The 9,896-nt window shown below is 45.8% G+C and carries 7 protein-coding genes and 1 pseudogene; 3 read left to right on the top strand and 5 right to left on the bottom strand.

The genetic code is table 11. From position 1 onward, the window contains the following. On the top strand, window positions 1-4,358 hold a 4,358-nt coding region (locus tag WBA89_RS24065), incomplete at its 5' end, for a CHAT domain-containing protein (RefSeq protein ID WP_424409969.1). Between the two features lie 597 nt (window positions 4,359-4,955). Here the strand turns inward: WBA89_RS24065 and WBA89_RS24060 are convergent. Continuing rightward, complete coding sequence (locus WBA89_RS24060; RefSeq protein ID WP_424409967.1) at window positions 4,956-6,170, bottom strand: acetate kinase; 1,215 nt, start codon at window positions 6,168-6,170, stop codon at window positions 4,956-4,958. Window positions 6,171-6,368: 198 nt separating this feature from the next. Here WBA89_RS24060 and psaK point away from each other — a divergent pair, with 198 nt between their 5' ends. After that, entirely contained in the window at window positions 6,369-6,629 is a 261-nt protein-coding gene (psaK, locus tag WBA89_RS24055) for a photosystem I reaction center subunit PsaK (RefSeq protein WP_424409965.1), read from the top strand. Between the two features lie 41 nt (window positions 6,630-6,670). Here psaK and WBA89_RS24050 read toward each other — a convergent pair whose 3' ends face one another. Beyond that, on the bottom strand, window positions 6,671-7,309 hold the full coding sequence (locus WBA89_RS24050; protein ID WP_424409963.1) for a histidine phosphatase family protein: 639 nt from the start codon (window positions 7,307-7,309) through the stop codon (window positions 6,671-6,673). Window positions 7,310-7,488: 179 nt separating this feature from the next. On the opposite strand from WBA89_RS24050, the gene WBA89_RS24045 reads away from it, so the two are divergent. Beyond that, window positions 7,489-8,352: a DNA-methyltransferase gene (locus WBA89_RS24045; RefSeq protein ID WP_424409962.1), complete on the top strand. Its 864-nt coding sequence runs from the start codon at window positions 7,489-7,491 to the stop codon at window positions 8,350-8,352. On the opposite strand, the gene WBA89_RS24040 is transcribed toward WBA89_RS24045, so the two are convergent. The 3 genes and pseudogenes from WBA89_RS24040 to WBA89_RS24030 form a co-directional block, all read right to left on the bottom strand. After that, window positions 8,344-8,955 (bottom strand): ScaI family restriction endonuclease, encoded by a 612-nt coding sequence (locus tag WBA89_RS24040; RefSeq protein ID WP_424409960.1) that lies wholly within the window; start codon window positions 8,953-8,955, stop codon window positions 8,344-8,346. The two genes, WBA89_RS24045 and WBA89_RS24040, sit on opposite strands and share 9 nt — an antisense overlap. Continuing rightward, window positions 8,956-9,177 (bottom strand): helix-turn-helix domain-containing protein, encoded by a 222-nt coding sequence (locus WBA89_RS24035; protein WP_373533657.1) that lies wholly within the window; start codon window positions 9,175-9,177, stop codon window positions 8,956-8,958. A gap of 191 nt (window positions 9,178-9,368) precedes the next feature. Continuing rightward, window positions 9,369-9,896, bottom strand: a pseudogene (locus WBA89_RS24030) (phosphoketolase); the annotation flags it as partial.

Below are 9,896 nucleotides of genomic sequence, written 5' to 3'. Positions count from 1 at the left end.
TGGGCGGTACGGTTGTTAGTACGGGGCAGTTGTCGGCACCGGGAGGGCGAATTACTGTTGCTGCGGTTCCGGGCGAGAATGTTTTGCGTATCAGTCAACCGGGATTTTTGTTGAGTTTGGAGATAGCAGCGGGCGGGAATTTGGGGAATTCTCCACAAGGTTTAAATCCTGTTTCTTTGCCGCAGTTGCTGACAGGTACGGGGCAAAATCAGGCGACTGGTGTTGCGGTTGCGGATGACGGTAGCGTGCGGCTTGTGGGTTCTGGTTTGCTGGTGAATTCTGGGGATGTGGCGATTGCTGCTGGGAATGTGTCTGCGCTGGATCAATTGAATGCGGGAAGTGCGAATTTATGGGCGGCGGGAAATCTCACGTTAGCGGGGACTAGGCTGCAAACTGCGGGGGATTTGAGTTTGCTGGCCGGGGATGCGGTGCGGGTTCGAGATAGCGTTCAGAATCCGTTTTTGGCGCGGGCTGGGGGGAATTTGGAGGTGCGGGCCGATCGCGCGATCGACATTCTCACTCAAAATGCTACTGGCGGCTTGTTTCTTCCCCCGCAATTCCAAAGCGCAGGCAATTTGAGTTTAGTTAGCAACGGCACGATTTCGGGGGATTCTCACTTTGTTGCGGGAGGCAATTTTTCGGTGCGGAATTTGTCGGGAATGCCGGGAAATTTTGTGAGTTTATTTGACCCGATTATCAGTTCCGAAGGAGATGTTTTCTTTGGGGATTATACTGGTGTTTCGCTGAAAGTAGAGGCGAGGGGAAGTATTGTTGGTGAAAATATTACTATTACTGGCCCGGATTTGGCATTGCAGACTGAAAATGTGAATTCCGACCCAGATATTGCGATTTTAACCAGCAGTCCGGCTTTGATTCTGCGGGCGGGAGTGGCAAATTTGACCAATTCTGTTAATGTTTCTCCTGACAGTTTAGGTGAGGATACAAATTTCACGGCGGAACCTGTTTTTAGCAGAAATTTGATTGCTGTGGAAAATATTTTAGCAGCCGGGCCGGTGATTTTGTCGGCAACGGGAGATGTGCAAACTAGAGATATTAACGGCGGACAAATTAGCCTCGAAAGCAGGGAAGCTGGAGTAGTAGTTGGGGGCAGGTTAACATCGAGTTCGACAATTAATATTCAAGCTCTCAACAATATTATATTAACCAATGATATTTCTCCCAATGATATCAACGGCAATATTAGTCTGAATACGACTGCGGGTAATATTGTAACCGGTGCGATCGACACTGGGAATTCTGGGGCGATCGCCTTTACAGCATTCGGCAATGTGAATTTTGGGAATTTGCAGGGTTCTCAAGTTAATATTACCAGCAACTCAGGTGCTCTGGGAGTTTTGACGGCTCCGAATGCAATTGTCCCGAATACAACACCAGTCAATATTACAGCCACCGAAAATCTCACTTTGGCAGCTTCGGGCGACTTAACCGTAGGGAACCTCGCGGCTGCTACTCTCAGGGCTGGCAGCAGCAGCGGAAGTGTGGCTACGGGTACGATCGCCACTAGGGGAGATGTCAGAATTTTAGCAGGACAACAAATCAACACGGGGGCGATCGCTGTTAATCCTGCCACAAATCCAGTTAATCCTGCGATTCCCACAGTCAATCTGGACGCGCAAACTAATATTAATGTGGCATCGATTGATGCCGCCGCCGCCAGCGTTGCTTTGAGAGCTTCTAGCGACTTAAATACTGGGAATTTGCAGGGGGCGGCAGTTGATGTTAACAGTGATGGGGGAAATATTGCGATCGGCAATACTGCGTCAACTGGAAATATCAATGTAAGAAGTGCGGGAAATGTGAATTCAGGGGATTTGCGGGGTGTGGCTGTTAATATTAACAGCCGTGCGGGGACGATTGGAGTTACCAGTGCCGCCGCCACCAGCAATGTAAATTTCACCGCTTTGGGCAATATAAATTCAGGGATTTTACAGGGAAGTGATGTTTTAGTTAATAGTAATTCTGGAAGCATTCAAACTTCAAATGTTACCGCAGCTAACGGTGTCAGCTTCACAGCATCTGGCGATGTTAATGCTGAAAATTTGCAGGGAGTTGTAGTTGATTTAGTTAGCAGCAGGGGAAATGTCAGCACTGGCAATATTAGTGCTTCATCAATTGTGGATATTTTAGCGGGAGGGCAGATCGCAACTGGGGCAATAAATATTAATTTCTTTGGGCGCGATCGCGCTCCGGCTGTAAATATTAACGCTCAAAATGATATTAGCATTGTATCGGTGAATGCTCCGGGCGCTCAAGTTGATATCGCAACTCCGGGTTTGGTGCGAGTGACTGGTACTTTTGACCAAAATGGTACTCCTGTGAGTGTCTCAACGCTTGGTGGCGCTCAACCGGGTACAGTCAGGATCGCCCACGGCGGCGGGGATGTCAATCCGCGGATACCTTTTGCGGTGGGAGATGCGACGGCTAACGGGACTGCTGGGGCGATCGCCAGCAGTGCGGATGGTACTATTGCTCAGGGACAATCTTTCATCAATTCTTACACTCAAGGTAGTAGTGCGATCGTCACTACCAACCAACCAAATAATCCCAACCAACCAAATAATCCCAACCAACCAAATAATCCAAATAATCCCAACAATCCCAACCAACCAAATAATCCCAACAATCCCAACCAACCAAATAATCCGAACAATCCCGACAATCCCAACAATCCCAACAATCCGAACAATCCCGACAATCCTAACAATCCCAACATTCCAAATAATCCCAACAATCCCAACAATCCTAACAATCCCAACCAACCAAATAATCCCAACCAACCAAATAATCCCGACAACCCGAATAATCCCAACAATCCGAACAATCCTAACAATCCCAATAATCCCAATAATCCCAATAATCCCAATCAGCCGCCGCCATCACTCAGGGATAGATTTCCAGATCGAGGGCGATCGATTTTTCCCGAACCAAACCAACCCTTGACCCCCGAACAGCAGCAGAACCAAAATAGTCTATCGCGAGATATAGGAAAACCCGGAGAAAGGCTGCCGCCGGAAAGAATCCAATCTCAGAGAGGACTGAGAAATTTAATCGGTTCCAATCTCAGAGATTCAGTTATTCAGTCAGCATTTCGCAGTGAAATCGGCAGAAATTTGGATATCGGTCAAATATCGGCAGCTTTACCTCTGCTGGAAAAATCTTTCAGCCAAGAATTCCGGGAATATTTCGGTATCAACACCACCGACGAGTTGGTATCCCCAGACGAAATCAAGAAAAAATTAGCATCCGTAGGTGCACAAACGGGCACGAAACCCAGCTTGATTTATCTGTTTTCGCGAGCAGAAAAATTAGATTTAATGTTAGTAACTTCTTGCGGTGCAGTCGTTCACAAAACCGTGTCGCAAGCAAACCGGGAAGAATTGCTGAAAGTTGTAACTGAATTCAGGGGTGAGATTACTAAGCCTGGGGCGCGGACTACTACGAGTTATCTACCATCAGCCCAAAAGCTTTATAAGTGGATGGTTGCGCCTTTGGAGGAGGATTTGCAAAAGTGCGAAACGGATACTATTTCCTTTGTTGTCGATCGGGGTTTGAGAGGTATGCCCTTTGCTGCTTTGCACGACGGAAAGCAATTTTTGGTGGAAAAATACAGTCTCAGTTTGATGCCGAGTATTAATTTAACAGATAGTCGCTACGTCGATCTCAGAAATTCTCAAGTTCTAGCAATGGGCGCGTCGGAATTTTCACAGTTGAATCCTTTACCTGCAGTTCCTGCAGAAATAGCAGCTATTTCGCGAGAGTGGCCGGGAGCAAGTTTTCTGAATGAGGGTTTCACTTTAGAGAATTTGAAACGACAGCATCAAAGCCGGCCTTTTGGAATTATTCACTTAGCTACTCACGGCGAATTTCGTCCGGGGGCTCCGAGTAATTCTTTTATTCAGTTGTGGGATAGTCGGCTAAGACTGGATCAGTTGCAGAATTTGAGATTGAATAATCCGCAGGTGAATTTATTAGTTTTAAGTGCTTGTCGGACTGCTGTGGGTGATGAAAGTGCGGAGTTGGGTTTTGGCGGTTTGGCGCTGCAAGCGGGGGTGCAAACGGCTTTGGGGAGTTTGTGGTATGTTTCGGATGAGGGTACTTTGGGATTGATGAATGAGTTTTACCAGCATTTGAAGACAGCGCCAATTAAGGCTGCGGCGCTGCGAGAAGCGCAAATTGCGATGTTGCGGGGTGATGTGCGTTTGGAGGGCGGAAAGTTGCGGGGTTCGAGTCGGGGCGAGGTGGTGGAGTTGCCGCAATCTTTGCAGGGGTTTGCTGATTTGAAGTTGTCGCATCCTTATTATTGGTCGGCTTTTGTGATGATTGGAAGTCCGTGGTGATTGGTAATCGGTAATGAATAGACCTCTTGCAAAAGTCCTTTTAATCAAATTTTGGGACGGGCTAGAAGCCCATCCCACAAGAAAAAAGATTTTTGTGGGATGGGCTTTGAGCATCGTCCTAACTATTTTTGCAAGAGGTCTAATCAAAGAAAAAGGTTTACTCGTTACCAGGCTCTGCCTGGTAACGCAGATCCGGAGGCTCTGCCTCCCTTCCCTTTTCGCGAGGCTCTTCAAGAGTGACATCGATTCTTAGGCTCTTAACCAGTTATTGAAAATGATTTAGGATGCTATATAATCTGTTGCTCATATAGATTGTGTATGGCGATTGAGGGGGAGAAGAGGAGAAGGGGAGAGGGGGATCGGATTTGACGATTTTTGATGTCATCAAAATATACAATTTTTATTTGCACAACAGCTTAGCGGTTATCAAAAAAGTGAGGTATGCCCTATGCCCACGGAGACCTATGCCGCATAGTACCTCATACCAGAGCACAGAAAGGCTATATTTAGCCGAACCTGATATAATTGTTGTAGTGTTCGGACTGTTAAAACAATACTTTTTGCAAACATGAGATGCTCCGAGTCTTCACTACCGAATCATCCGCGAGAAATATCCCAACATTCCCGCGCAATCTCCCAATCTTCCTGAGTGTGAATCACCAAAACCCGCACCGCTGAATCAACCGCCGCAATATCATCATCCACTGGCGAATTCAAATTTTTCTCCCCATCCAATTTTAACCCCATAAATCCAAAAACTTCGCAAGCTGCAGCCCGCACAACCGCCGAATTTTCCCCAACTCCCGCCGTAAAAATCAAAGCATCCAACCCTCCCAAACTCGCCAGCATCGCCCCAATTCCGGCGCGCAAACGGTGCACGTAAATATCCAAAGCAAGTTGAGCGCGAGAATTGCCATCTTTAATCGCTGCCAAAATTTGCCGCATATCGCTAGAAACCCCGGAAATCCCCTTCAAACCAGAATTCCGATTCAGAATATTATCTAGTTCCTCAGCAGTAAAATCGGATCGTCTTAACAGATAAATTACGATCCCAGGATCGATCGCCCCCGATCGACTTCCCATCATCAAACCATCCAAAGGAGTAAAACCCATCGTCGTGTCAACACTCCGACCACCGAGAACCGCCGCCAGAGAGCATCCGTTGCCCAAATGACAGCTAATCAGCCGCAAATCGGCAGGATCGCGGTTGAGAATTTCAGCAGCCCTGCGAGTGCAATATTGATGGCTGATGCCGTGAAAACCGTAGCGCCGAATCCCCTCTTCCAGCCATTCGTAGGGGCCAGGATAAACAAACGCAGCGGGCGGCAATTGGGCGTGAAAAGCCGTATCAAAAACAGCAATTTGCGGCACATTTCCCAGTATTTTTTCGATTGCTTCGATGCCTTCCAAATTAACCGGATTGTGGACGGGAGCAAACTCAGCCAAACGAGAAATTTCCTCTTTGACTTCCGGCGAAATCAGCGTGCTTTGCTGATATTTTTGCCCGCCGTGAACGACGCGATGACCGACAATATCAATGTCCTTTAAACTATTAATAACTTGAGTTTTTCCCTGCCACAGAGTCTCCAGCATCCGAGCAATGGCCTGGGAGCGAGAATTTGAGGAGAATTCTTCCGCAAGCGTATTGCCCGCAGCAGTTTTGACTTGCAGCTCCCCGACATTTTCGCGGTGAGTCCAGTCTATTTGCGCTTCCCAGAGGGGTTGCGGCGCGCGATCGGGAAGCCGATCGTTTAGTTCGTACAAGCAGCTTTTGTGACTGCTAGAACCTGCATTTAAAACTAGAATTTTCATGGTAATTTGTAATTTGTAATTCGTAGTAGGGGCGGTGCCCCCGTGCCCGCCCTTTTTTTACTATGCACTAATTATAACTTTGTTAAGGAATATGTCAAATTATTAAAAATTAATTCAATATGTAGCCACGGGTTGCTGTTGTTTGATATATCTTCATCATCTGATTTTCATGGACTAAAAATTAAGGAGTCGATCGCCATGCTGACAACAATTTTACTAACCGTTACCGCCAGAACCGTAGAGTGGAGTCCCGCAGTCAGTTTAATTATGATTATTTGCAATGTTGCAGCCATTGCTTTCGGCAGCTTAACCATCAAAAATCCTCACACAGGCCCAGCCGCGCCCTCAGCGAATCTGGTGGGCGGTTTGAGCTTGGGTGCGCTTGTCGGAAGTCTCTGCTTCGGTCATATTCTGGGAACAGGTACGATTTTAGGATTGTCTTACTTGGGCGCACTTTAGTTTCAGACTGTAAGGTGCGCCCCCGCACCTTACCGCCAATTTCAAGTACCGGGCAAATTGCGGAGAGTTTCATCCATGTACGATCGATCGCCCAAAACCTCCAGCATCGGCCCGCGCACATCAAACTTGACAACACTCACAGAAGCTGCTAAGGCGGCAATGCGAAGGCGATAACTTCCCAAATCGATCCCCAACAAACTGCACAGAATAATCCGAATAGTCGCCTTGTGGGAAACCACCAAAACATTACCATTCTTGTACTTTTCCTGAATTTCTGCGATAATTAAGGACGATCGGCTAGCAATTTGCACAGAAGTTTCCCCCTCAGTCGGTGGATTCCAAGCCGGTTCAGTCAACCAATTAATGTAATCATCAGCATATTTTTCGCGAACCGATTCAACTGTTTCACCCTCCCACTTGCCGTACTTAATTTCCCTCAATCCATCGCGAAGTTGCATTTCAATTCCCACAGCATCGCACAGAGGTTTCGCAGTTGCGATCGTGCGTTTCATGGGGCTGACATAAACAGCATTCCAAGGCAATTTTGCGTAAGCTGCGGCAAATTGTTCGGCCATCATAGAACCTTCCGGTGTTAATTCTGCGTCGAGGTCGCCGCAGTAGCCGCCAGTTTGGCTGTAAGTCGTTTCACCGTGTCGCACCAAGTAGATTTTTAAGCTCATAAATTCCTAGGTTCGCAGTGAGGACGACCGTCCTCATAAATTTGGATTTCTATTTCTTTAAGCATTACAGATCATTTTGAATAAACCAATTTTAGAGCGGGGTTGGTTTATGCTAAGATGACATCGATCTTAGTTGTTTTACTTATATACTATAGGTATTGCACTTTGTCAATAAAAGAATGTCCCAGCATTTCATGAGTTCGATCGAAATTGAGAGGATTTTAGGGAAACCTTACTTTCAAGCTCCTAATTGTCTAATTTACAACATGGATTGTTTGGAGGCAATGAAGCTGTTGCCAGATCGATTTGTAGATTTAACCGTTACCAGCCCGCCTTACAATATTGGCAAAGAGTACGAAAAATCCTTGGTGTTGGATGAGTATTTAGACTGGTGCGAGCGGTGGATAGCGGAAGTTTACCGGACAACGGTTGATCGAGGGGCGTTTTGGCTGAATTTAGGTTACTTGTCTGTGCGCGATCGGGCCAAAGCAATTCCGATTTCCTATCTGCTTTGGGACAAAGTACCTTTTTATCTGATTCAAGAAATTGTGTGGAATTACGGTGCGGGAGTTGCGGGCAGCAAGTTTTTTTCGCCACGCAACGAAAAATTTCTCTGGTATGTCAAAAATCCCGACAATTATATATTTAATTTGGATGAAGTACGCGACCCAAATGTGAAATATCCAAATCAAAAGAAGAACGGCAAGATTAAAGTAAATTTAAAAGGCAAAAATCCGACGGATGTTTGGCAGTTCCCAAAAGTTACGTCCGGGAAAAACCGAGCTTCAAAAGAACGCACATCTCACCCCGCTCAATTTCCGGTTGCTGTTTTAGATCGCATCATCAAGTCTTCATCGAATTTAAACGAAATTGTTTTAGATCCGTTTATGGGTTCCGGGACTACAGCAATTGTGGCTCTGGGTTTGCAGCGACAAGTTATTGGATTTGAAATCAGGGCTGATTACTGCGATATTGCTGCTAATAGAATAGATATTTTTTTGATGGAAAAAGAACTGAAAGAAGCACAATTATCTTTATTCTAAAGTTGGCAATTGCAGCAATTTATAACGTTCAACAGCAGGGCTTAATCTCGCTTGCTGACCGGTTGCAGCAGCTTGACCTTGCCAATCTTCTTGGTCTAACCATCCAAATCTGACTAAGTTAATCTGCGGTTTTTGTGAACCTTGAACGTTTTTGTTAAATTTCTGGAAATTAACAACAAGGTAATAGCCTGATTTACTCTTCTTTCCTTCTATACCAGTAGTGCTGAGTTGAGTATAACTGCGGTTTCCATAGGTATTGCGATTACTTGAAGATGTTTTAATCTCGATTGAGAAGCTATCGTTTAGAAGACAGACAATATCTTTTTCAGTCGCATTTTCTTCGCGACGCCAAATTGCTGGGTATCGCCTAGCCAATTCTAACGGGATTAGTTCGTGCAAAAAGTATCCCATAATTTGGGGGCGGGGAAATAAATCTACACCTATTTTGTAGTGGGCGCTAGTTAGATTAGATTCAAATATTTCTCGCCAAACGTGAATTACTACTTCATATATTTCATCCGGGTTAAGTGGATGTATCTCTATCAATTCCCGTGTTTTTACTTTCCAAGCTTCAGGTGCAAGTCCCGCATAAGGTGAACTCATTTACTCTATCCCCTCTAACAATTCGCTTAGCGATACTCCTAAAGCTTTAGCTAGACGCAAAATATTCAGAAGAGCGATATTTCTCTCACCACGTTCAATGCCACCAATATAATTTCGATGCAATTCTGCCAGTTCAGCTAACTTTTCTTGGCTTAGCCCCTTTGCTTTTCTCAATTTCCGAACTTGTTTGCCAAATATTTTAAGCTTGATATTTTTTGTCACACCGAAAATATAAAGCTTGTCACGGTTGAAAATCTACACACTATGAGTGTTAATTTTAAAACACGCTTTAAATCTACACATGATGAGTGTTAATTAAGAAAAAAGAAAAAAAGCCCTCAATTTGTGAGGACTTTATTTTTGCAGCGCGTGTTATTGGTAAAATCGCCCCTTGTATCTACAAGCGATCGCCCCTATCCAGGTGCACCCGATCGCACACCTTGATCTCCCGTCACCTCCGAACCCTTCGTTTCCTTCGGCGCTTCCGACGAAACCGCGCCACCGTGCGGCCACTTCCAGTCCCGGATTTCCGGCATATCGTCGCCGTGTTTGTTGATATAATGCCTGTGCTCGATCAGCTTGTCCCGCATAGCTTGTTTACCGTAAGCTGCAACAGAGCTCAGTTTCGGAACCCGATCGAGTACATCACCAACTAAATGGAATCGATCGAGATCGTTCATCACCACCATATCAAACGGCGTAGTAGTCGTACCCTCTTCCTTGTAACCGCGAACGTGAATATTCGAGTGATTAGTCCGGCGGTAAGTCAAACGGTGAATCAGCCAGGGATAGCCGTGAAAAGCAAAAATTACGTGCTTATCCTTCGTGAACAAAGCATCAAAATCGCGATCGGACAAACCGTGCGGATGTTCGCTAGTAGGCTGCAGCGTCATCAAATCCACCACATTTACCACCCGCACTTTTAACTCAGGATAATCTCG

The organism is Microcoleus sp., assembly GCF_049646505.1.
In the GTDB taxonomy this organism is placed as follows: Bacteria; Cyanobacteriota; Cyanobacteriia; order Cyanobacteriales; family Microcoleaceae; genus Microcoleus.
This window is presented reverse-complemented; position numbering and strand designations above follow the sequence as displayed.